Origin of the sequence: Tessaracoccus defluvii, assembly GCF_014489575.1 — a bacterium.
In the GTDB taxonomy this organism is placed as follows: Bacteria; Actinomycetota; Actinomycetes; order Propionibacteriales; family Propionibacteriaceae; genus Arachnia; species Arachnia defluvii.
On the sequence record NZ_CP060789.1, the window covers coordinates 3,464,225 to 3,486,409 of the forward strand.

The 22,185-nt window shown below is 70.9% G+C and carries 17 protein-coding genes and 4 pseudogenes; 8 read left to right on the forward strand and 13 right to left on the reverse strand.

The features are described from left to right. Positions 1-2 precede the first annotated feature (2 nt). Entirely contained in the window at positions 3-1,238 is a 1,236-nt protein-coding gene (locus tag H9L22_RS16340; RefSeq protein WP_187720825.1) for an L-lactate MFS transporter, read from the forward strand. Here the strand turns inward: H9L22_RS16340 and H9L22_RS16345 are convergent. Then, complete coding sequence (locus H9L22_RS16345; protein WP_187720826.1) at positions 1,188-2,642, reverse strand: mannitol dehydrogenase family protein; 1,455 nt, start codon at positions 2,640-2,642, stop codon at positions 1,188-1,190. The two genes, H9L22_RS16340 and H9L22_RS16345, sit on opposite strands and share 51 nt — an antisense overlap. A gap of 112 nt (positions 2,643-2,754) precedes the next feature. Beyond that, complete coding sequence (locus H9L22_RS16350; protein WP_187720827.1) at positions 2,755-3,351, reverse strand: HAD family hydrolase; 597 nt, start codon at positions 3,349-3,351, stop codon at positions 2,755-2,757. A 124-nt stretch (positions 3,352-3,475) separates the two neighbouring features. On the opposite strand from H9L22_RS16350, the gene H9L22_RS16355 reads away from it, so the two are divergent. Further along, on the forward strand, positions 3,476-4,921 hold the full coding sequence (locus H9L22_RS16355; protein ID WP_187720828.1) for a purine-cytosine permease family protein: 1,446 nt from the start codon (positions 3,476-3,478) through the stop codon (positions 4,919-4,921). A 2-nt stretch (positions 4,922-4,923) separates the two neighbouring features. On the opposite strand, the gene H9L22_RS16360 is transcribed toward H9L22_RS16355, so the two are convergent. Genes H9L22_RS16360 through dnaB form a run of 4 tightly spaced genes read right to left on the reverse strand, consistent with a single transcriptional unit; the run spans position 4,924 to position 8,413 of the window. Beyond that, on the reverse strand, positions 4,924-5,568 hold the full coding sequence (locus tag H9L22_RS16360; RefSeq protein WP_187720829.1) for an HAD-IA family hydrolase: 645 nt from the start codon (positions 5,566-5,568) through the stop codon (positions 4,924-4,926). Then, a complete protein-coding gene (locus H9L22_RS16365; RefSeq protein ID WP_187720830.1) occupies positions 5,565-6,512 on the reverse strand; it encodes an A/G-specific adenine glycosylase in 948 nt (315 codons plus the stop codon). Before H9L22_RS16365 ends, H9L22_RS16360 begins: the two co-directional genes overlap by 4 nt. Next, positions 6,509-7,009 (reverse strand): DUF6553 family protein, encoded by a 501-nt coding sequence (locus tag H9L22_RS16370; RefSeq protein ID WP_187720831.1) that lies wholly within the window; start codon positions 7,007-7,009, stop codon positions 6,509-6,511. Before H9L22_RS16370 ends, H9L22_RS16365 begins: the two co-directional genes overlap by 4 nt. A 42-nt stretch (positions 7,010-7,051) precedes the next feature. Further along, positions 7,052-8,413 carry a replicative DNA helicase gene (gene dnaB / locus H9L22_RS16375; protein WP_187720832.1) on the reverse strand — a complete coding sequence of 454 codons (1,362 nt, stop codon included), beginning with the start codon at positions 8,411-8,413 and terminating at the stop codon, positions 7,052-7,054. Positions 8,414-9,045: 632 nt separating this feature from the next. Between dnaB and H9L22_RS16380 the strand changes: the two genes are divergently transcribed. The 5 genes and pseudogenes from H9L22_RS16380 to fumC all read left to right on the forward strand — a co-directional run bounded on the left by H9L22_RS16380 (position 9,046) and on the right by fumC (position 14,550). After that, complete coding sequence (locus H9L22_RS16380) at positions 9,046-9,357, forward strand: metal-sensitive transcriptional regulator (RefSeq protein WP_187720833.1); 312 nt, start codon at positions 9,046-9,048, stop codon at positions 9,355-9,357. Positions 9,358-9,374: 17 nt separating this feature from the next. After that, positions 9,375-9,584: a heavy-metal-associated domain-containing protein gene (locus H9L22_RS16385; RefSeq protein WP_187720834.1), complete on the forward strand. Its 210-nt coding sequence runs from the start codon at positions 9,375-9,377 to the stop codon at positions 9,582-9,584. 84 nt (positions 9,585-9,668) lie between these two features. Beyond that, complete coding sequence (locus H9L22_RS16390) at positions 9,669-11,852, forward strand: heavy metal translocating P-type ATPase (RefSeq protein WP_187720835.1); 2,184 nt, start codon at positions 9,669-9,671, stop codon at positions 11,850-11,852. 52 nt (positions 11,853-11,904) lie between these two features. Beyond that, positions 11,905-13,068, forward strand: coding sequence for a septal ring lytic transglycosylase RlpA family protein (locus H9L22_RS16395; RefSeq protein WP_187720836.1), 1,164 nt, complete (start codon positions 11,905-11,907; stop codon positions 13,066-13,068). Between the two features lie 95 nt (positions 13,069-13,163). Beyond that, a pseudogene (fumC, locus tag H9L22_RS16400) lies at positions 13,164-14,550 on the forward strand (class II fumarate hydratase). A 15-nt stretch (positions 14,551-14,565) separates the two neighbouring features. Here the strand turns inward: fumC and H9L22_RS19915 are convergent. From H9L22_RS19915 to H9L22_RS16410, 3 genes are read right to left on the reverse strand one after another with little or no spacing between them, the layout of a single operon-like run. Then, positions 14,566-15,210, reverse strand: coding sequence for a nicotinate-nucleotide--dimethylbenzimidazole phosphoribosyltransferase (locus H9L22_RS19915; protein ID WP_320060623.1), 645 nt, complete (start codon positions 15,208-15,210; stop codon positions 14,566-14,568). Continuing rightward, a complete protein-coding gene (locus H9L22_RS19920; RefSeq protein WP_264292495.1) occupies positions 15,093-15,584 on the reverse strand; it encodes a nicotinate-nucleotide--dimethylbenzimidazole phosphoribosyltransferase in 492 nt (163 codons plus the stop codon). Before H9L22_RS19920 ends, H9L22_RS19915 begins: the two co-directional genes overlap by 118 nt. Before the next feature lie 10 nt (positions 15,585-15,594). Beyond that, positions 15,595-16,173 (reverse strand): TetR/AcrR family transcriptional regulator, encoded by a 579-nt coding sequence (locus H9L22_RS16410; protein ID WP_187720837.1) that lies wholly within the window; start codon positions 16,171-16,173, stop codon positions 15,595-15,597. A gap of 75 nt (positions 16,174-16,248) precedes the next feature. Between H9L22_RS16410 and H9L22_RS20655 the strand changes: the two are divergent. Beyond that, a pseudogene (locus H9L22_RS20655) lies at positions 16,249-19,640 on the forward strand (acyl-CoA dehydratase activase-related protein); the annotation flags it as partial. 877 nt (positions 19,641-20,517) lie between these two features. Here H9L22_RS20655 and H9L22_RS16420 read toward each other — a convergent pair. The 4 genes and pseudogenes from H9L22_RS16420 to H9L22_RS19930 all read right to left on the reverse strand — a co-directional run. After that, complete coding sequence (locus H9L22_RS16420) at positions 20,518-20,808, reverse strand: hypothetical protein (RefSeq protein ID WP_187720838.1); 291 nt, start codon at positions 20,806-20,808, stop codon at positions 20,518-20,520. A gap of 102 nt (positions 20,809-20,910) precedes the next feature. Next, the gene (locus H9L22_RS19925; protein ID WP_187722781.1) at positions 20,911-21,069 is read right to left on the reverse strand and encodes a hypothetical protein; all 159 of its coding nucleotides are present in this window, start codon (positions 21,067-21,069) and stop codon (positions 20,911-20,913) included. Between the two features lie 45 nt (positions 21,070-21,114). Next, positions 21,115-21,369 (reverse strand): annotated as a pseudogene (locus H9L22_RS20660) (glycosyltransferase); the annotation flags it as partial. Then, positions 21,357-22,112, reverse strand: a pseudogene (locus H9L22_RS19930) (glycosyltransferase); the annotation flags it as partial. The pseudogenes H9L22_RS19930 and H9L22_RS20660, both read right to left, overlap by 13 nt. Positions 22,113-22,185: the final 73 nt, after the last annotated feature.

Here is a 22,185-nt window from a genome sequence, read left to right on the forward strand (position 1 = left end):
CCGTGCGTTGGTTGGCTCTTCTCGGCGGTGTCCTCATCCAGTTGGTGATCGGGGGCGTGTACGCGTGGAGCCTTTTCGGCCGCGCGTTGCAGCAGCCCGACACGATGGGGCTCGGCCACGTCGCAGCGACCGTCCCGTTCGAGGCGGCCATCGGCATGATCTTCGTGGGCACCTCCGTCGGGGGTCGGCTGCAGGACCGCAGCAGTCCCCGCGTGGTCGCGCTGGTCGGCAGCGTCCTCTACGGCCTCGGCCTCATGCTCGCCTCGCTCGCCCGTGACGGCGGTGACCTGTGGCTGCTCGTCCTCGGCTACGGCATCATCGGCGGATTCGGGCTCGGCATGGCCTACATCGTGCCGGTCGCGCTCCTGCAGAAGTGGTTCCCCCGGCAGCGCTCGCTGGTGACCGGCATCGCCGTCGGCGGGTTCGGCTTCGGCGCGACGCTGACGACCCCGGTCGCGCAGTGGCTGCTGTCGCTGGACCCCGGGGCGCCGGCCGCGGCGTTCCTGCCGCTCGGCGCCGGCTACCTGGTGCTCGGGGTCATCGGGTCGCTGCTCATGTTCCCGCCGCCGGCTGCCGAGGCCGACCGGACGGTGGCCGCCACCGGCGACCTGACCGTGCGGGAGGCGCTGCGGACACCGCACTGGTACCTCCTCACGGGGGTGCTGGTCGTCGCCGTCGCCGCCGGCATCTCCCTGATCTCGATGATGGCGGGCGCGGCGGTCGACGTCGCAGGCTTCGACGTCGCGGCGGCGGCCACCATCGTGGGCGTCCTGGCCCTGTTCAACGGTGCAGGCCGCATCGCGTGGGCCGCCGTGGCGCAGAAGGTCGGAGCGGTGCCGGTCCTGATCGTCATTCTGGCGCTCGAGGGCCTCGCGCTGATCGCGCTGCCCCACGCGACCGGGCTGGGCTTCGTCGCCCTCGCCGCCGTCGTCTACCTCTGCTACGGCGGGGCGTTCGGCACGTTGCCGGCGGCGTCGGGTGCCGCCTTCGGGCTCACCCATGCCGGAGCCATCTACGGCCTGATGCTCGTCGGGTGGTCGCTGGCGGGGGTGCTGGGTCCGGTGGCCGCGGCGGGCCTGGTGGGCGACGGCGCCAACTACGTGCTGGCGTTCACCGTGATGGGCCTGGTGGCGGTCGTGGGCATCGTGCTGCCGCTGGTGCTGCGGAGGCTTCCCAGGACGCCGAAGTCAGCCCACAAGGGCCTCGAGCGCGACGCGGACGCCCTGCTCGCGCAGTAGCGTCAGCGCCCGGAGGTAGGGGTCGACGAACCTGCCCTGGTCGGCCAGGTCACCGAAGAGTTCCGGGTCACGCAGGAACCCCACCGGGTCCTCACTGAGGCGCTGGGCCGCCGCGATCACCTCGCTGCGGCGGTTGTCGACCACCTCGTCGGGGCGACACTCTGCGTAGCGTGCCCAGCTGGCGACCACGGCCGCGCTCACGTCGACGGGCCTCCCCGTGGCGAGCAGGTCGCGCACGACGGGAAGGAGGAACTTCGGGATCCGGTCCGAGGTCTCGGCGGCCAGCCGGGCGAGGGTGTCGGCGATGGCCGGATTCCCGTACCGCTCGAGCAGCGTCGCGGTGTAGTCGGCCAGATCGATCCCGGGTGCGGCTCCGGGCAGAGAGACGATCCCCTCCCTGTCCCAGTAGGCGCGCAGGAGCCGCGCGATGAGCGGATCGGCGACGGCCTCGTGGACGTAGCGGTGGCCGAGCAGGATGCCGAAGAAGCACATGGCCTGGTGGGAGGCGTTGAGCAGCCTGAGCTTCATGTGCTCGTAGGGCACCACGTCGTCGACGAGCTGGGCCCCGACGAGGTCCCAGTCCGGGCGTCCCAGGGGGAAGCGGTCCTCGACCACCCACTGGGCGAAAGGCTCGGCGATCACGGGCCAGCCGTCGTCGATGCCGTAGCGCTCGCGGAGGGAGGCGCGGTCGGCGTCCGTCGTCTGCGGCGTGATCCGGTCGACCATCGAGTTCGGGAACGCCACCTCCTCCCGGACGAACCGGCCCAACTCCTGGTCCCGCAGTGCGGCGTAGGCGGAGAATGCCCGCCGGGCGACGTCACCGTTGGAGGAGATGTTGTCGCACGACAGCACAGCGAAAGGCGGGATGCCGCGTTCGTGGCGCACGCGCAGGGCCTCCACCACCAGGCCGAAAGCGGTGAGGGGGCGGGCCGGGTCGGCCAGGTCGGCGACGATCGCCGCCGCGTCGCCGGCGAACTCCCCGGTCGCCTCGCTGAGGTTGTAGCCGCCCTCCGTGATCGTGAGCGTCACCAGCCGGGTCGCCGGGTCGGCCATCCTGGACACGACCGCGGCAGGATCGTCCGGGACGAACAGGTAGTCGGCCAGTGAGCCGACGACGCGGACCTCCTCGTGCCCGTCCGGGTGCCGGAGGACGAGGGTGTAGCGGTGGTCCTGAGCCCGCAGGACGTCACGCATCCTGGCGTCGCCGGGCAGCAGCCCGACGCCGCAGATGGCCCAGTCGCGGGCGAGTCCCTGGTTCATGAGGCGATCGAGATACATCGCCTGGTGGGAGCGGTGGAACCCGCCCACCCCGATGTGCACGATGCCGACGGTGAGGTCGGAGCGGGCGTAGCGGGGGGCTTCGACGCCGAGAGGGAGGTGAGCGGACTGGGCGGGGGAGGTCATGGCGGTCCTTTCTGCAGAGGGGCGCCGTCATGACATCTCGTCGAGGGTCTCGAAGCCTGCGCGCCTGCCGAGGCCACCGTAGCGGGGTCCGACCGACCCGCGAGAGTCACGGTCACACCCCCCCGAGGCGCTCCAGCCACTCCCGGGTGTCCGCGTCGTCGTGCCACAGGTGCGTGCGCCAGCCGAGAGCCGCGGCCGCTTCGACGTTGCCTGCCCTGTCGTCGATGAAGGCGATGTCGGCCGCATCCAGCCCGAGGCGTTCAGCCACCAGTTCGAAGATCGCCGGATCCGGCTTGAGCAGGCCGAGCGACGCCGAGACGAACAGGTGGTCGACGTCCGGACGCCAGGGGGCGATGTCGGCCATCCGCTGCATCGCGTGCGGCGAGTTGGTAAGAACCGCGACGGTGAGGCCGGCGGACCGCACGTCGCGGAGCAGCTGCCACGACGTCGGGCGAAGTTGAGACCAGACGCTGGCATCCAGGTTGGCGAGCTCGAGGGCCAGCGCCTCGTCGGCGCTCTTCCCCAGCGCGGTGAGGATCGGGCCCCAGTAGTCGAGGTCCCCACAGCCTCCGTCATAGGCCAGGCGGCCGTCGCCGTAGACGGCGCGCAGGTCGGTGACCTCGCAGTCGATGCGCGCAGCCAACGTGGGCAGCAGGTCCGGCGGCGAGGTGAGCACCTCGCCGAGGTCGAACACGACAGCGCGGATCATGCCTCGATCCTATTCCCGGGCCCGAAAGGGCGGCCCGGCTTGGAGAACCCGGTGGACGCACCGTCGAAATGCGCCGCGCGGGGACCCGTGAGGGCCTAGGTTTGCCCCGAGAGAAGGAGCCGCCATGTCGGAGTCAGCGCAGGTCACAGGCGAGTCGAAGGCGACCTCCATCGAGGTCAACGGCATCAACGTGATCGCGGAGGAGGAGCGCAAGGGCAGACCGCGTGACCTGTTCATGCCGTGGTTCGCGGCGAACATCTCCGTGCTGGCCATCCCGTATGGCGTGTGGTTCCTCGGCTTCGGGATCTCCTTCTGGCAGGCGACCATCGCCGGGGTCATCGGAGTGATCGCCTCCTTCCTGCTGGTGGGCTTCTCGTCGCTCGCGGGCAAGGTCGGTTCGGCGCCGACCATGATCCTGTCGCGCGCCGCGTTCGGCGTCAGGGGCAATGCGGTGCCGTCCGTGATCGGCTACCTCATCCTCGTCGGCTGGGAGATCGTGCTCGTCACACTCGCCACGCTGGCCACCAACACCGTGCTGGGCCGCCTCGGCTGGGCGACCGGCAACCTGTCGCTGATCATCTCGTTCCTCGTCATCGCTGCCATCATCATGGCCGCGGGCATCCTCGGCTTCGACGCCATCATGAAGGTGCAGACCTGGATCACCTGGGCCACCGCCGTGCTGACCGTGATCTACATCGCGCTGACCGTGTCGCACATCGACCTGGCCGCCGTGATGGCGATCGAGGCCGGCAGCTTCCAGGCGGTCCTCGGCGCGCTGGTGCTCGCGATGACCGGTTTCGGCCTGTCCTGGGCAAACTCAGCCTCCGACTACTCCCGCTACCTGCCGCGCAGCGCGTCGAGCCGCGGCGTCGTCGGCTGGACGACCTTCGGCGCGTCCGTCGCGCCCATCGTGCTCGTCATCTACGGCCTGCTGCTCTCCGGCTCCGACCCGGCGCTCAGCGAGGCGGTCAACACCGATCCGATCGGCGCGCTGACGGCGATCCTGCCGCTCTGGTTCCTGATCCCGTTCGCCATCGTCGCCATCCTCGGGCTCGTCGGCGGCGCCGTCCTCGACATCTACTCCTCCGGGCTGACGCTGCTGGCGCTCGGGCTGCCCGTCAAGCGGTGGCAGGCGGCCGCGCTCGACGGCGTGCTCATGATCGTCGGCACCGTCTACGCCGTGTGGGTGGCCAGCAACTTCATCGGCCCCTTCCAGGGCTTCCTCATCACACTGGGTGTGCCGCTGGCCGTGTGGGTCGGCATCTTCCTGGCCGACCTGATGCTGCGCCGCCAGGGCTACCACGACACCGCGCTGTTCGACGCCTCCGGCCCGTACGGCTCCGTCAACTGGGCGTCGATCACGCTCATGGTCGTCGGCTCGGTGGTGGGCTGGGGTCTCGTGACCAACACCATGGCCGACTTCACGCTGTGGCAGGGCTACCTGCTCGGTCCTCTCGGGGGCAAGGAGGGCGCCTGGGCGTACGCGAACCTGGGCGTGCTCGTGGCCATCCTGATCGGCTTCCTCGGCTACTGGGCGCTGTGCGGGCGCAGGGTCCGCGATCAGGCCTGAGCTCAGCCGCAGCTGACGCGCAGCCCCTGCGAGGTCACGGTCACCGTGATCTCCTCGAGCGTCCCGACGACGATGGTGGCGTCGGTGAGCGACCCGCGGTCGTGGGAGGTCGCGACCCCCAGGACGGTGGCACCTGCGGCGAGCCCGGCTGCGATTCCCGGTGGGGCGTCCTCGATCACGAGGCAGCGTTCCGGCGCGAAGCCGAGGCGGCGGGCGGCGAGCAGAAAACCCTCCGGGTGCGGCTTCCCTTCGGCGACGTCCTCGGCGGTGACGAGCACGTCCGGCGCAGGCAGCCCGGCGGCATGGAGTCGCCTCTCCATCAGCACGCGGTTCCCGGAGGTCACGGCTGCCCAGCGGCTCCGGGGGAGGGAAGTCAGCAGTTCGGCGACCGCGGGCAGGGGCACGATGTCGTCGAGGTCGGCCAGCTCCAGCGCGTCGAGCTCGGCCACCGCGGCCTCGCGCTCGGGCTCGGGCAGGAAGTCGGCGATGGTGTCGGCGCTGCGGCGGCCGTGGCTGACGGACAGGAGTGTGTCGACGTCGATGCCGTGCGCGGCGGTGAACGCCTGCCAGGCCCGCTCGACGGCGCCCGTCGAGTCGACGAGGGTGCCGTCGATGTCGAAGAGGATCGCGTCAACGTCGAGGATCATCGCGCCATGCTAGGGGAACCCGTTCCCGACCCGGCAAGGGTTGCGACGCAACTGCTCAGCCGGGGTGAGCCGTGTCGGGGCAGGGCGAGGCCCGCCGGGTGCTCCACCGCGAGCCCGTCGGCGACGAGCCCGGTGGCCGCCCGCCGGAGCTGGGACACGTCCGGCCACGCGACGTCGGCCAGCGGCACCGGGCGGTCGCTCGCCCGCAGGGCGGCCATGATGCGGCCCCGGCACTGGCGGTCGGTGCCCTCCCAGGCCTGGGCGACACGCGGGGGACCGCTCCACGCGGGGCGACCGGCGGCCAGCCAGGCGCAGCTGTCAGCGACGGGGCACGCGTCGCACAGGGGAGCCCTGGCCGTGCAGACGACGGCGCCCAGCTCCATGGCAGCGGCCGACCAGGTCGCGGCGTCCGCGTCGTCGTGCGGCACCCAGTCCTCAGCGGCTGCCCGCTCGGCGGCCGACTCGTGGGTGGGAGGATGCTCGACGCCTGCGGCGAGGCGGGCGAGCACCCGCCGCACGTTCACGTCGAGGACCACGGAGCGGCGTCCGAACGCGAAGGCGCGCACCGCGGCGGCCGTGTAGCGGCCGACGCCGGGCAGGGCGAGGAGAGCCGCCTCGTCGTCGGGGACGCGTCCGTCGTGGAGGTCGACGATCGCCTGCGCAGCGTCGCGTAGCCGCAACGCACGGCGCGGATAGCCGAGGCGTCCCCAGGCGCGGAGCACGTCGGCGACGGGTGCCGCGGCCAGGTGGGCCGGGGTGGGCCAGACAGTCATCCAGTCGCGCCACGGACCCTCGACGCGCGCGGCAGGGGTCTGCTGGAGCATGATCTCGCTGACCAGCACGCCCCAGGGCGTCGTGTCGGCGTCACGCCACGGGAGCGGCCGCGCAACGGCCGCGTACCAGGCGGCCAGCCTGGCCTGCACCGCCCTTACGTCGGGGGTCATTCCCCGGTGAGGTAGCCGACGGCCTCGAGCGCCTCGGGCCGCTGCGTCAGCGCAACCCGCAGGTGCTGTTTCGCGTCCGGCAGCACGTCGAGAAGGCCCTCGACCAGCAGACGGGGGAACTGACGCGCGGTGTCACGCTCGACGTTGGCGGCCAGCAGGAGCGCGACGGTCGATGTCGCCTCCGTCATCACCTTATCCAGGAGCCGCTCGGGGGTGAGCCGCTGCAGCCCGAAGAGGCTCGACGAGTAGGCAGGATCGGTCTGGGTCGTGCGCCAGAAGCGGGCGGCCGCGTCGCGCAGCTCGGCGAAGTACGCATCGGGTCCCTCCGCGAACGCGTCCGCCGTGTCCGAGAGGAACCTGTTGATCGTGCGGGTGGCGCGCTTCACCTCCGCGTGGCCGCCGCCGCGGGCCTCGACGGCCATGTTCAGCCAGAACCCGAGGAACCGGTCGGCCCGGCCGTCTTTGCTGTAGCGGGCGCGTTCGAGTGCGGAAACCATGCCCAGCAACCTAGCCGACGCGGCGTCGGCGGAGGACCCCGGTCACATGGGGGCGTTGGTGAACCGGGAGTAGTGGCCCTGGAAGAGGGCGTCGATCTTGCCCATCTCGCCGTTGCGGTGCTTCTGGATGTGGAAGTTGGCCAGCCCGCGCTCCTCGTCGGAGGGGTTCTGCGAGTACATCTCGGGGCGGTGCAGCATGATGACCATGTCCGCGTCCTGCTCCAGCGAGCCGGACTCACGCAGGTCGCTGAGCTGCGGGACGCCGTCCTTGCGGGCCTCCGTGTTTCGGGACAGCTGCGACAGCGCCAGCACGGGGATCTCGAGCTCCTTGGCCAGCAGCTTGATCTGGCGGGAGAACTCCGACACCTCGAGCTGACGCGACTCGACCTTCTTGCCGGAGCTCATCAGCTGGATGTAGTCGATGCACAGGAGCTGCAGGTCGTTGCGCTGCTTCAGCCGCCGTGCCTTCGAGCGGATCTCCATCATCGTCAGGTTCGGGGAATCGTCGATGAAGAAGTTCTTCTCGGCGAGGACCGCCGACTTGTCGATGACCCGCTGCCAGTCGGACTCGTCCATCCTGCCCGTGCCGGAGCCGCGGATCTTGCCGAGCGGCACGGAGGCCTCAGCGCTCAGCACCTTCATCACGATCTCGGTGCGGCTCATCTCGAGGGACATAAACGCGGCCGTCAGGTTGTGGTGGATGGCGGCGCTGCGGCAGATGTCGAGCGCGAACGTGGACTTGCCGACGCCGGGGCGCGCCGCGACGATGATCATCTGCCCCGGCTGGAAGCCGTTGGTGATGCGGTCCAGCTCGGTGAACCCCGTCGGAACGCCCGAGATGCCCTCGCCGGACCCCTGGATCGCCTCGATCTCGTCGATCGTGGGTTCGATGAGCTCGCGCAGCGACTTGTAGTCCTCGGAGGACTTCTTCTCCGTCACCTCGAACAGTGTCTGCTGTGCCTCGTCGACGATCTTGTCGACCTCGCCCTGCCCCTGGTAGCCCAGCTGCGCGATGCGGATCGACGCGTTGACGAGCCGGCGCAGAACCGCCTTGTCGCGGACGATCTCGGCGTAATAGGGGGCGTTGGCCGCGATGGACACGCTCGCGAGCAGGTCGTGCAGGTAGACGGCGCCGCCCACCTTGCCCAGCTGACCCGACTTGGTGAGCTCCCCCGCGACGGTGATCGGGTCGGCCGGTTCGCCCCGCCCGTACAGCGTGACGATGGCGTCGAAGATGGTCTCGTGGTTGGGCCGGTAGAAGTCGATGCCGCGCATGATCTCGACCACGTCGGAGATGACGTCCTTGGACATCAGCATCGCGCCGAGGACGCTCTGCTCGGCGGCGAGGTCTTGGGGAGGGGTGCGGTCCAGATCGCGATCGTCGTAGACGGGCGCCTGAGTCATGGAATCCTCCTGGACGGACACAACCGGGGAACTGCCTAGGTTATTGCAGTCCTCCGACATCGTCGCTTCGCCCCAGCGACCCCCTGTGGGTAACCATGGGGATCAGTCTGGGGATGGCCTGTGGATGGCTGTTGGTAACCGGGTGTGTTCCCAAGCCGCGCATGTGGACACCCGCAATTATAACAATTTGATAACAGCGCCGCGGGCGCCCAGGGATGCCCACATCTTGTCCACAGTCTCCGCCAGTCCCCGGGGCATGGTCCCGGGGAGTGGGAGCGCGGACGGGTGCAGCGTGTCCATAGGTCGACAAAACCGCATGGAGACCGCTGTGGCAAGGGGTTATGCGGTCCGATTCCTTGGAGTCTCCCTCAGGCGAGGAGGGCCCGACGGCGGCCTCGCCCGCACCGGACCCGCGGCGCGTTGGGAGGGGTTGTGCACAGGGGGTGTGGGCAACCTGTGGATACTGTCGGCGGGCCTGTGGGCGGATGGGTGGTCGCCGGGCGGGCGCGCTGAGCGGGGGTTGCGCGGGCCAGCTATACCGTCGGGGGGTACGCTGCGAGACGGCGGACGGCGCCGCCGGAGACACTTGTCCCGGATACCCTATGGGGGTATAGTTCGGGCAGGAGGAAGTCATGACTGAAACGGCACAGGTCGTCACCGGGCATCAGCACGGGTACACCCCCGAGAAGGCCGCGTACCTGCGCCGGCTCCGCCTCATCGAAGGCCAGGCGCGGGGCATCGCCCGCATGGTCGAGGAGGATGCGTACTGCATCGACGTGCTGACGCAGATTTCGGCCGTCACCAGTGCGCTCAAGGCGGTCTCGCTCGGCTTGCTGGGGGACCACCTGGCCCACTGCGTCGCCGACGCCACCCGTGCGGGTGGGCCGGAGGCGGAGGAGAAGATCGACGAGGCCATGGCTGCCATCAAGCGACTCGTGAAGTAACGGAAGGATCCACCACCATGATCAGCAACTACACCGTCTCCGGCATGACCTGCGGCAACTGCGTCAACCACGTCACCGAAGAGGTCTCCGAGGTCGAGGGTGTGACCGGCGTCAACGTGCAGTTGGACGGTGGCCGCATGGCCGTCGAGTCCGACGAGCGCATCCCGTTCGACGCGATCATCGAGGCCGTCCGTGAGGCCGGCGACTACACCGTCGTCGAGGCCTGAGCCTCCACGTTTCCGGGTCCTGACGGGCCCGTCCCACTTCCGCAGCGCGTCCGCCGCGCTGTTCCGCGACCCCGAAAGACAGCCATGAGCAGCACCATCCAGCTCGACATCCAGGGCATGACCTGCGCCTCCTGCGCGGCCCGGATCGAGAAGAAGCTGAACAAGGTCGGAGGCGTCACCGCCACCGTCAACTACTCCACGGAGAAGGCTACGGTCGAGGCCCCACCCGGAACCACGGTCGACGACCTCATCTCGGTCGTCGAGAAGGCGGGCTACGGGGCCACCATCCCCGAGCCAGAGGCGCCGAAGGTGGACGAGGCGGCGCTGCTCCTGCCGCGGGTGATCTGGGCCTTCGTGCTCGGCGTGCCCGTCGTGCTCGTCTCCATGGTTCCCGCGCTGCAGTTCCCCGGCTGGCAGTGGGTCGCGCTCGTCCTCACGGCAGTCGTCGTCGGCTGGCTCGGCCGCGGCTTCCACAGGGCGACCTTCACCAACGCCCGCCACGGAGCGACGACGATGGACACCCTGGTGAGCCTCGGCACGCTGACGGCGTTCGCCTGGTCCCTCTTCGCCATGCTCTTCGGCCATGCCGGCGAGATCGGGATGGAGCATCGCTTCGAGTGGAACCTGCGGGCGCAGGATGCCATGGGCTTCGTTTACTTCGAGGCGGCCGTCACGATCATCGCGTTCCTGCTGCTGGGCCGCTACATCGAGGCGCGGGCCAAGACCGAGTCCGGGGCCGCGCTGCGCGCACTGCTCGAGGTCGGCGCCAAGCGCGCCACGCTGGTCGTCGACGGGGCCGAGCGGCAGGTCGACGTCGCGCTGGTCCGCGTCGGCGACGTCGTCGTCGTGCGTCCGGGTGAGAAGGCGGCCGTCGACGGCGTCGTGATCGACGGCGCCTCTGCTGTCGACGCGTCCATCATCACGGGCGAATCCCTCCCGGTGGAGGTCGTCGTCGGCGACGAGGTCGTCGGAGGCTCCCTCAACACCAACGGCCGCCTCCTCGTGCGGGCCACCGCGGTGGGCGCCGACTCGCAGTTGTCGCGCATCGCGGCCATGGTCGAGGAGGCGCAGACCGGAAAGGCCGAGGTCCAGCGACTGGCCGACCGGGTCTCCGGCATCTTCGTCCCCATCGTGCTCGGCATCTCCGTCGTGACGCTCGTCGGCCATCTCGTCGCCGGGAGCGGTGTGACCATGGCACTGTCCGCCGCCATCTCGGTCCTGATCATCGCCTGCCCGTGCGCGCTGGGCCTGGCCACGCCGTCGGCGCTCATGGTCGGCACCGGCCGCGGCGCCCAGCTCGGCACCGTCATCCGTGGCCCGCAGGCGCTCGAGCGGGCCCGGCGCGTCGAGACGATCGCGTTCGACAAGACCGGCACCCTCACCACGGGCCGGATGGACATCGTCTCCGTCGAGCCCGCCGAGGGAGTGACGGCCGACGAACTCATCCGTCTGGTGGCGGCCGTCGAGGCGCCGTCCGAGCACCCCATCGCCCAGGCGATCGCCGCGGCTGTGGAGACCCCCGAACCCGTGACCGACTTCGTCGCGGTCCCCGGGCGTGGGGTGCGGGCCACCCTGGGGGGCAGGACCGTCCACGCCGGGAACGCCTCCTTCGTCGAGGGCCTCGGGCACGCGATCCCGGCGGCCGGCAACGACCTCGTGGGCAGCGTCGTACACGTCGCCGACGACGAGAGGCTGCTGGGGCGCATCGTCGTGGCGGACACCGTCAAGCCCTCCGCCGCGGCCGCCGTCGCCGAGTTGAAGCGACTGGGCATCACCCCCGTCCTGCTCAGTGGCGACAACGAGCGCACGGCCCGCGCCGTGGCCGCCGAGGTGGGGATCGACGACGTGCGCGCCGGCGTCACCCCCGAGGGGAAGGTCGCGGTCGTCAAGGAGCTGCAGGCCCAGGGGCGCCGGGTGGCGATGGTCGGCGACGGCGTCAACGACGCTGCGGCGATCGCCACGGCCGACCTCGGCATCGCCATGGGCACGGGCACGGACGCGGCGATCGCGGCGGGCGACATCACGCTGATGCGCCACGACCTCATGGCCGCCGTCGACGCGGTGCGGCTGTCCAGGGCGACGCTGCGGACCATCGTCTCGAACCTGGTCTGGGCGTTCGGCTACAACGTGGCGGCGATCCCGCTGGCGGCGTTCGGCATGCTCACCCCGATGATCGCGGGCGGGGCGATGGCCTTCTCGAGCGTTTTCGTGGTGCTCAACAGCCTGCGGCTGCGCGGTTTCCAGCCCGTCCGCAGGACTCGAGTCTGAGAATCTTCAGCTTACGCTTGGGGTTTTCTCAGGTAACGCTTACGCTGTTTCCATGCCCAAGCTGTTGATTCCCGCGATCGCAGGCGGAGCGGCCCTGGCCCTCGTGGCCGGCGTCTCCGCTGCCACCGTCCTGCACCGCAACGATGTCGAGCTCTCCGTAGACGGCGACTCCCAGTCACTCCAGGTGCGCGAACGCACAGTCGGCGAGGTGCTCGACGCCCAGGGGATCGCGGTCGGCGCCCACGATGTGGTGCTGCCCGCCGCCGACACGGCCGTCACCGACGGCATGGAGATCGCCGTGTCCTACGGTCGGGAGCTGGAGCTCACGGTCGACGGCGAGACCCGCACCGTCTGGACCACCGCCCGCACCGTCGGGGAGGCGCTGGAGCAGCTCAGGATCGACGAGCCCGACGCCAAGCTGTCGGCCACGCGTGGCCTCAGCATCGGACGCGAGGGCCTCGACCTCCAGGTCGAGACCGCCAAGGACGTCACGCTGACGGTCGCCGGCGCCACCGCCCCCGTTCGCCTGACGGGCACGGTCGCCGACGCGCTGGCCGAGGTGTCCGTCACCCCGGACGCCGACGACATCGTCACCCCGGCGGCTGACACGCCGCTGGCAGACGGCATGGAGATCTCCTACGTCAAGGTCGATGTGGTGACCACCGTCAAGGAGAAGGCGATCGCCTTCGAGAAGACCGAGGTGAAGTCGGGCAAGCTCGACAAGGGGACGGAGAAGGTCACCACCAAGGGCGTCGATGGCGTTGCCAACGAGACCTGGACCGAGATCTACCGCGACGACGTGTTGGTCACCTCAAGGGTGACCGAGACCGAGGTGGTCAAGGAGGCCGTCGATCAGGTCACGACCGTCGGCACCCGCGTTCCGGCGCCGAAGACGTCGAGCTCCACCTCGTCCGGCAGCGACCTGACCCCGGCCACCGGGAACACCTGCAAGGCGTCCTACTACTGGCAGGGCCAGATGACGGCCAACGGCGAACGCTTCAACACCAACGACCTGACCGCAGCGCACAAGACCTACGCGTTCGGCACCCGCGTCAAGGTCACCAACCCGAAGAACGGGCAGTCCGTCATCGTCCGGATCAACGACCGTGGCCCCTACATCTCGGGCCGCTGTCTCGACCTGTCGACCGCAGCGATGAAGGCGATCGGCGGCACCTCCGCCGGCGTCATCACGGTCAACTACGAGGTCGTCGGCTGACCTCCCCCTGAACCGCCCGACCCCCTGTGGCCCCCATGCAGGGGGGTCGGGCTTCTTTCCTCGCAGGCGTCCCGCGGCGCGTGTAGCGTGCCGATATGAGCATGCGCGTTGAATCGGACTCGATGGGCGACGTGGACGTCGCGACGGACCGCTACTGGGGGCGCAGACGCAACGCAGCCTCCACAACTTCGACATCGGGCGTGACACCTTCGTCTGGGGCGCCCGATGATCCGGGCCCTGGGGATCCTCAAGAAGGCGGCGGCCCTGGCCAACGCCGAGCTGGGCGAGCTGGCCCGCGACAAGGCCGACCTCATCTCCCTGGCCGCCGACGAGGTGATCGCCGGCGCCCTCGACGACCACTTCCCGCTCGTGGTCTTCCAGACGGGCTCCGGCACCCAGTCCAACATGAACGCCAACGAGGTGATCTCCAACCGGGCGATCGAACTCGCGGGCGGGACGATGGGCAGCAAGGCGCCCGTCCACCCCAACGACGACGTCAACCGCGGGCAGTCCTCGAACGACACGTTCCCGACGGCCATGCATATCGCGGTCGTCAGCGAGCTCGACTCCCAGCTCTACCCGGCGGTCGCCGGGCTCCGCGACGTCCTCGCCGGGCTCGCCGAACGCTACGACGACGTCGTCATGGTCGGGCGCACGCACCTGCAGGATGCGACGCCCGTCCGGCTCGGCCAGGTGATCGGCAGCTGGGTCGCGCAGCTCGACTTCGCCGTCGAGGGCATCCGGCACGCCGACTCGCGGGCCCGCAGCCTGGCGATCGGCGGCACCGCCGTCGGCACCGGCCTCAACGCCCATCCCGACTTCGGCGCGCTCGCCGCAGCGAAGATCTCCGAGATCAGCGGCCTCGACTTCGTCCAGGCCGACAACCTGTTCGCCGCCCTCAGCGCGCACGACTCGCTCGTCGAGGTCTCCGGGGCGCTGCGCGTCCTGGCCGACGCGGCCATGAAGATCGCCAACGACGTGCGCTGGTACGCGTCCGGCCCCCGCAACGGCATCGGCGAGCTCGTCATCCCCGAGAACGAGCCCGGCAGCTCGATCATGCCCGGTAAGGTGAACCCCACCCAGTCGGAGGCCATGACCATGGTCGTCGCCCGCGTGCTCGGCAACGACGTGACCGTCGGCTTCGCCGGCTCGCAGGGCAACTTCCAGCTCAACGTGTTCAAGCCCGTCATGGCGCACGCCGTGCTGGAGTCGATCCGCCTCCTCGCCGACGCGTCGCGGTCCTTCGCCGACCACTGCGCCGTGGGCATCGCGCCGAACGTCGAGCGCATCGAGGCCAACCTCGCCAGCAACCTGATGCTCGTGACGGCGCTCAACCGCCACATCGGCTACGACAAGGCGGCGAAGATCGCCAAGCGCGCCCACAAGGACGGCAGCACCCTGCGCGAGGCGGCGCTCGCCGAGGGTCTCGACGGCGCCGACTTCGACGCCTGGGTGGTCCCGCGCGAGATGACGGGCCGCTAGCCGGGGAGGCCGGCGTCAGCCCATCAGCTCGGCCAGCGTCGCCATCCGCGACGCCATGGCGGCGGCGGCCTGTACGAGCGGGACGGCCGCGACCGCGCCGCTGCCCTCGCCGAGCCGCATGCCCAGATCGAGCAGCGGCTCCAGCCCGAGCGCCTCGATCGCTGCCGACGACGCCGGCTCGGCCGAACGGTGCCCCGCCTGGAGCCACGCCGTCACCCCGGGGTCGATGCGGGAGGCGATCAGCGCCTCCGCGCCGGCGATCACGCCGTCGACCAGGATCGGGATGCCGCGGGCCGCGGCCCCCAGCATGAGGCCGACGGCGACAGCCAGGTCGGGGGAGCCGAGGGCGGCCAGGATCCGGCGCGGGTCGTCGGTGGCGCCGAGGCGGTCGAGCGCTCCGCGCAGCACCTCGATCTTCCTGGCCAGGCCCGCGTCGTCGAGGCCGGCGCCGCGGCCCGTCAGGTCGCCGGGGTCACGGCCGAGGACGGCGCAGATCAGCGCCGTCGCCGGGGTGGTGTTGCCGATGCCGAGGTCGCCGACGATCAGCAGGTCGGTGCCCGCGGCCGCCTCGTCGGCCGCGATGGCGTCGCCCGTGGCGAGCGCGCGGTCCAGTTCGGCCGGGGTGAGGGCGTCGGAGGTGAGGATCGACGGGCAGCCCAGCGCCAGCTTGTGGCGGCCGACCTCCTCGGGGGCGCCGGGGATGGGGCGGCGACAGAGATGTCGTAAAGCGCGACCGAGGTGCCGCTGGCGGCGGCGATGGTGCTCACGCCCGCCCGGCCCTGCAGGATCGGCAGGATCATGGCGACGGTGATCTCCGACGGGAAGCTGGCGACGCCGTCCGCCACGACCCCGTGGTCGCCGGCCAGGACGATGCAGCGGGGGCGGGCCGGCACCCGCGGCACCGCGACCCCCTGGCAGCCGGCGAGCCAGACCGCGACGTCCTCGAGCCGGCCCAGCGCGCCCGGGGGCTTGGCGAGGGAATCGACGTGGGCGCGGGCGGCGGCAAGGACATGCGGGTCTGGGGGAGTGATCACGGCCCCGATCCTAGCGAGTGGGTTCTGCCCGTCCGTGGAGGAACCGGGCTACGTGACGCGCGGGGTCGAAGTTGGACGGGTCGCCCTGGTCGATGATCGCGAAGTCGCGGGTGATGACGGGCAACACGATGGGGCCGAACAGTGCCGGGATCAGGGTGGCGGTCGGCTCGGGCTGGAGGATGCCCTCGTCCTGGTAGCGCCCGATGAGGGCGGTCATGTCGGCGATGACCCCGCGCAGGGTCGTCGTGGCGGCGGCGACCTCCTCCACGAAGGGCAGCTCGGTCAGCAGCGACCGGGCGACCGGGCCGAGCTCCTCCAGGAAGTCGCGGTAGCCGGTGACGAGCCGCACCAGGTCGGCCTCCACGTCGCCCGTGTAGGTCAGCGAGGTGGCCTCGAAGGAGGAGAACCGCGCCTCGATGGCGGCGCGGACCAGCCCGGCCTTCGAGCCGAACTTGCGGAAGAGGGTGACCTCGTTGACGCCGGCCTCATCGGCGATGGCGCGGGTCGTCGCGCCGTGGAGCCCGTGCTCGCCGATCAGCCGCAGCGTGGCGGCGAAGATCGCCTCGTTGGTGCTCGGCCTGCCGTTCATCGACCCAGCCTAACGCAAGTGAGTACTTGCTTGCTACGGTGTGTGGCACTGATCCACGGACACCAGGAGCGGTCGATGCAGCTGTCACTCGGGCTCGACATCGGATCGACGACGGTCAAGGCCGTCGTCCTCGACGGCGCGCGCACCGTCTTCAGCCGCTACCGCCGCCACAATGCGGACGCGCGCGGCGCGCTGCGGACCCTGCTGACGGAGATCGAAGAGCGGTTCCCGGACGCGGCGATGGCCTGCGCCGTCACCGGGTCGGCCGGCCTGGGCGTGGCCGACCTCATGCGCATCGCCTTCGTGCAGGAGGTCATCGCCGGCACCGAGGCCGTCGAGCGGTTCGTGCCGGACGCGGACGTCGTGATCGAACTCGGAGGCGAGGACGCGAAGATCACGTACCTGCGCCCAGCCGTCGAGCAGCGCATGAACGGCACCTGCGCCGGCGGGACCGGCGCCTTCATCGACCAGATGGCCACCCTCCTACACACGGACGCGGCCGGCCTCGACGAGCTGGCGGGCGGCGCCGACCACCTCTACCCGATCGCGTCGCGGTGCGGCGTCTTCGCCAAGTCCGACCTGCAGCCGCTCCTGAACCAGGGGGCCGCCCACACCGACCTGGCCGCCAGCGTCTTCCAGGCCGTCGCGACGCAGACGATCGCCGGCCTCGCGCAGGGGCACCCCATCCGTGGCACCGTCGTCCTCCTCGGAGGCCCGCTCCACTTCCTGCCGAACCTGCGGGTCGCCTACGAACGCTCGCTGGCCGAGCAGGTCGACGCGTTCGTCACCCCCGACGACGCGCACCTCTATGTCGCTCTCGGCGCCGCTCTGCTCGCCCCGACGACGCGTCGCGCGCCACGCCCGGCGTGCTGCGCGCCCGGCTCACCGACACCGTCATGCTTCCACTCGTCAGTCCCCGGCTGCGGCCGCTCTTCGCCGACGACGACGAGAGGGACGCCTTCGCCGCCCGCCACGCCGGAAGTGCCGACGACCGGATCGATCTCGCGGATGCGGACGGTCCGCTGTTCCTGGGGATCGACGCGGGCTCCACCACGATCAAGGCCGTGCTGCTCGACGACGCCGGTCGCATCGCGTACGCGCACTATCAGCCGAGCAACGACCCCGTCGCCGCCGCCCGCGGCATCCTGGCCGCGGTCCACCGCGACCTTCCCCTCAGCGCCTACCTGGCCCGCGCCTGCGTCACCGGCTACGGCGAGGGCCTCGTCCGCGCGGCCCTGCGCCTCGACGACGGCGAGGTCGAGACCATGGCCCACTTCCGCGCCGCCGACCGGCTCTGTCCCGGGGTCACCGCCGTCATCGACATCGGCGGCCAGGACATGAAGTACCTGCGGATCGTCCGCGGCGCCGTCGACTCGATCGCCGTCAACGAGGCCTGCTCCTCGGGCTGCGGCTCGTTCCTGCAGACGTTCGCCGCTGGCATGGGGATCGAGGTGGCCGACTTCGCGCGGCTCGCGCTCGAGTCGTCGGCGCCTGTCGATCTCGGCACCCGCTGCACCGTGTTCATGAACTCGTCGGTCAAGCAGGCACAGCGGGAGGGGGCGACGCCGGCCGACATCGCCGCCGGACTCTGCTGCTCCGTCGTCCGCAACGCGCTGTTCAAAGTGATCAAGCTGCGCGACACCGGCCAGCTCGGCGACAGGGTCGTCGTGCAGGGCGGCACCTTCCTCAACGACGCCGTCCTGCGGGCGTTCGAGCTGCAGACGGGCGTGGAGGTGGTCCGACCCCGGCTGGCGGGCCACATGGGCGCGCTCGGCGCGGCCCTGACGGCGCAGCGCAACTGGACCGGGGGAAGGTCGACGGCGCTCTCGCCCGCCGAGCTGGACGCGTTCACCGTCGAGACCCGGCTCGACACCTGCCGGCTGTGCCAGAACCACTGCCAGCTGACGATCTCCTCGTTCGGCGACGGAACCCGTCACGTCTCCGGCAACCGCTGCGAGAGGGGCGCCTCCGTCGAGCGGCTGCCGAAGAAGTCGGAGCTGCCGGACCTCGTCGACTACAAGTACCGGCGCCTGTTCGGGTACCGCAGGCTCACGAAGGAGCGGGCCACCCGCGGCGAGATCGGCATCCCGCGGGTCCTGGGCATGTACGAGAACTTCCCGCTCTGGTTCACCATCCTGACCGAACTCCGGTTCCGCGTCACCGTGTCGGGACGCTCGAGCCACGAGGTCTTCGAGCGGGGCATGGAGTCCATCCCGGCGGAGAACGCCTGCTACCCGGCGAAGCTGGCCCACGGTCACATCGAGAGCCTGCTGGACCGGGGCGTGACGACGATCTTCTACCCCTGCATCCCGCACGAAGCCACCGAGTTCGCCGGCTCGGACGGCAACTTTAACTGTCCCATCGTCGCCTTCTACCCGCAGGTCCTGCAGCGCAACATGGCGCGGCTCACGGACCCGGGCGTCACCTACCTGGCTCCCATGCTCAACCTCGACAACCGGGACAAGCTGGCGTCGCGGCTCGTGGAGGTGTTCGCCGACTGGGGCGTGACGCTCGAGGAGGCGCGGCAGGCCGTCGCGGCCGGCTTCGCCGAGGACGCGGCCGTCAGGGCCGACATCCGCGCGGAGGGGGCCCGCGCCCTCGAGTACCTGCGGGAACGCGGCCTGCGCGGGATCGTGCTGGCCGGGAGGCCGTACCACGTCGATCCGGAGATCAACCACGGCATCCCCAGCCTCATCAACGGGCTGGGGATGGGGGTACTGACGGAGGACGCGCTGATCGACCCTGAGGCCCCGCGCCTCGCCCGACCGCTGCGGGTCCGCGACCAGTGGACCTACCACTCCCGCCTGTACGAGGCCGCCGCCGTGGTCGGGGAAGCGCCCGAGCTCAGCTTCGTGCAGCTCAACTCGTTCGGCTGCGGCGTCGACGCCATCACCACCGACCAGGTCGCGGAGATCCTCGAAGCCGCCGGCGACCTGCACACGGTCCTGAAGATCGACGAGGTCTCCAACCTGGGGGCGGCCACCATCCGGTTGCGTTCCCTGCAGGCCGCCACCGCCGAGCGCGAGGGCAGCCGGACCGTCGACACCACCGGCGAGCCTGCCCGGGCCGTCTTCGGCCACGCGGAGCGGGAGACCCACACCATCTACGCGCCGCAGATGGCCCCCATGCACTTCCGGCTCCTCATGCCCGTGCTCCGCAAGCTCGGCTACCGGGTGGAACTGCTCGAGCACGCCAGCGCCGAGGACATCGAGGTCGGACTCCGGTACGTCAACAACGACGCCTGCTTCCCGGCGATCATGGTCATCGGACAGCTCGTCAACAAGATCCGCTCCGGGGAGGCCGACCCGGACCGCTCCACCGTCGGCATCACGCAGACGGGCGGCATGTGCCGTGCGACCAACTACGCGGCGCTGCTGCGGAAGGCGCTGCGGGAGGCCGGTTACCCGCAGGTGCCGGTGCTGGCCATCAGCCTCCAGGGGCTCGAGGACAACCCGGGCTTCACGCTCACGCCCGGACTGCTGCACCCGGCGATCCAGGCCCTGGTGGTGGGCGACCTCCTGCAGAACCTGGTCCTGCGCACCCGCCCCTACGAGGCCGAACCCGGCGCGGCGGACGCCCTCTACCGGCGGTGGGACACGGCCGCGCAGGAGTTCCTCCAGTTCTCCGGCGACGTTCCGAGCCTCGGCCGCCACCTCGGCTTCCGGGGGCTCATCGACCGGATCGTCGCCGACTTCGACGCGCTTGTGCTGCGTCCGGAGCCCCGTCGCCCCCGCGTCGGGATCGTCGGCGAGATCCTCGTCAAGTTCCACCCGGACGCCAACAACAACGTGATCGACGTCATCGAGTCCGAGGGCTGCGAGGCCGTCCTGCCCGGCATGCTCCCGTTCTTCCTCATGGGCCTGTACTCGGCGCGGTTCCGGGCCGACGCGCTCGGCATCGGCGACCGGTCGGTCGCCCTCAAGCGGCTCGCGGTGTGGGCCGTCGAGCAGTACCAGCGACCGGTCGCGCGGGCCCTGGCCCGCTGCAACGGCAAGTTCGACACCCCGCCGAAGATGAAGGACCTCGCCGCGAAGGCCGACGACATCATCTCGCTCGGCACGCTGGCCGGTGAGGGCTGGCTGCTGACCGCCGAGATGGTCGAGCTCATCGAGGCGGGCGCACCCAACATCGTGTGCGCGCAGCCGTTCGCCTGCCTCCCCAACCACGTCGTCGGCAAGGGCATGTTCGCCGAGCTGCGGCGCCGTCACCCGGAGGCCAACATCGTGGCGGTCGACTACGACCCGGGCGCCTCGGAGACCAACCAGCTGAACCGCATCAAGCTCATGATCGCCACCGCGTTCAAGCGGCAGGCGAGCGGCGACAGGGCGACGGCGGACGTCTGAGTCAGCGGCGGTCGGCCAGGGCGACGGCGTCCGCCAGCGCAGCCAGGACCGCCCGGCTCTCGGACCACGGCACCGGTGTCGGCGCGCCGCCGGCCATGGCCAGGACGGCGCGCATCGCCCCGAGGCCCCCGTACGGGTCCACGTCGCCTGCCGGCAGCCAGCAGTGGTGCTCGCCGTCGCGCGTGAGGATGCTCAGCTCGTACCCGTCCTCGACGGTGTCGCCGAGCACCTCGATCGTGCCGACCAGCCCGGCGGCCACCGCGGCCGGCACCTCGGGCGACGGCACGGTCACGATCACGATGTGCGGGCGGGCGGAAAGGGCCGCGTCGAGCGGCGCGGGCGTCGCGTCCGGGAACCGGCCGAGGAACCGCTCGGCGGCCCCGTGGTCCGCAGGCTAGCCGACGCTGACCGGCGAGCGGTCGGCCACCTCCGCGTAGGTGGCGAGCATCTCCCTGGCCTGGGACTCGATCGTCCACTGTGAGGCCAGCTCGATCGAGCGGGCCTTCGCACGGCTGCGCCAGCCGTCGTCCTCGAGCCGGTCGAGGACCCGCATCAGCGCCGCGGCCAGCGACGCGGGGGTGGGGCGGGCGATCTCGCCGTTGACGCCTGGGTCGATGACCAGCCTGAGCTCGTGGTCGACGGAGACGATCGGCAGGCCGGCGAGCGCGGCCTCGTGCAGCACCAGGGCCTGCGTGTCGGTGAGGCTGGGGAAGGCGAACACGTCGGCCATGCCGTAGTAGGCGCCCAGCGCGTCGCGCTTCTGCTCCCCGGGCAGGATGATGCGCCCGGCGTCGCGGCCCTGCGCGAGGACCCGGCGGATGCTGGGTAGCGCTCCCAGTCGCCGACGACGCACAGGCGGGCGTCGGGACGGCGCGCGTGGACGAGCGTGAACGCGTCGGCCAGCAGCGGGATGCCCTTCTCCGGCGCGATCCGGCCGGCGTACAGCACCAACGGCCCGTCCGGGCCGGCGAAGGGCGGCGGGCCGGGAGGCAGCGGGTCCACGCCGTTCGGGACCACGCGGACGTTGGCGGTCGGGGCCATCTGGCTGCAGCGGGTCGCGGTCTTGGGCGACGGCGTCGTCACCAGCACCGCCGACTCCAGCATCTTCTGGCAGAGCCCCAGCAGCAGCGCCGTCGAACGGCCGCGGTCCTCGTAGCGGACCTCCGCCAGGCGCAGGTCGTCGGCGTTGAGCACTTCGCCGTTGGTGAGCCGGGCGAAGGCCCGGACGACCCCGGTGAGCAGCGGCAGCACCGTCGAGTAGTGGTCGGCGTAGGCGTCGAAGTCGGTGTGCCAGGTGAGCAGCATCGGGATGTCGAGCCGGCGCGACACCCAGGTGCCGAGCGCGCCGATGGGGCCGAAGCCGTGCACGTGGATGACGTCGGGGCGGAGCTCGGCGATGCGGTCCATCGTGCGGTCGAAGTGCCGCCCGTTCGCGACCCGGGTGGGCATCTTCGGCACCCGCACCGACGGCAGCCGCATCTCGGTGCGGCCCGGTCGGCCATGGTGGGGGTTGGGGCCCTTCGTGGCGGGGGCGACGACGATGACCTCGTGACCGGCGTCGAGCAGGTTGCCCTCGAGCTGCTGCACCGCGTACATGAGGCCGTTGCTGCCGGGACCGTAGTTGTCGGTGAACTGGGCCACCTTCAACGGGCGGCCGGCGGGCTGTTCG